This is a genomic window from Paenibacillus sp. FJAT-26967 (assembly GCF_001541095.1).
Taxonomy (GTDB): Bacteria; Bacillota; Bacilli; order Paenibacillales; family NBRC-103111; genus Paenibacillus_F.
In genome coordinates this window covers 2,099-2,959 of sequence record NZ_LMXH01000016.1, presented here as the reverse complement: position 1 = coordinate 2,959, position 861 = coordinate 2,099, and the positions used below count along the sequence as shown (strand labels likewise).

Annotated in this window: 1 protein-coding gene; it reads left to right on the top strand. The window is 60.7% G+C overall.

Translation table 11 applies throughout. The annotated features are described in order from the left end of the window. Positions 1-861 (top strand): condensation domain-containing protein (locus AR333_RS25550; RefSeq protein WP_253735970.1); only part of this gene is annotated, 861 nt, incomplete at both ends.

The following is an 861-nucleotide window of genomic DNA, read 5'->3' as shown; positions in this document are numbered from 1 at the left end:
CGCGAGCGAGCTGAGAAGCCTACTTGCCCGGGAACTGCCGGGTTACATGATTCCGTCGTACTTCGTGCAGCTGGAGCATCTGCCGCTGACGCCGAACGGGAAGATCGACCGTAAGGCGCTGCCCGCTCCGGAAGGAAGCGCAAGCGGCGGATCGGACTATCTCGCCCCGCGGACACCGCTGGAAGCGAAGCTGGTCGAGATCTGGCAGGCCGTGCTTGGACCTGTCACCATCGGTGTGAAGGATAATTTCTTCGACCTCGGCGGGCATTCCCTGCGCGCCACGACGCTGGTGAGCAAGATTCACAAAGAGCTGAACGTCGACTTCCCGCTGCGGGACGTGTTCCGCTGCTCCACCGTGGAAGAGATGGCGCAGGCGATTGCCCGGATGGAGGAAGGTTCGTACTCGTCCATCCCTGTGGTGGAGACAAGAGAGCACTATCCGCTTTCTTCGGCGCAGAAGCGTCTGTTTATTCTGCACCAGCTGGAGGGCGCGGAGCAGAGCTACAACATGCCGGGGGCGATGCTTCTTCAAGGGAAGCTGGAGCGTGAGCGCTTCGAAGAGGCGTTCCGCGGGCTGATCGCCCGCCATGAGACGCTGCGCACCGGCTTTGAGATGATAGACGGCGAAGCGGTGCAGCGGATTTACCGGGAAGTTGACTTTGGCGTGGAACATTTCCGTATGAGCGAAGAGGCGGCGGGGGAAGCCGTGCGCAGCTTTATCCGTACGTTCAATTTGGCGAAGCCGCCGCTGCTGCGGGTCGGGCTTATCGAGCTGGAGCCGGAGCGTCATATCCTGCTGTTCGATATGCATCACATTATCTCGGACGGGGTGTCGATGGACGTGCTCGTGGAAGAGTTTGT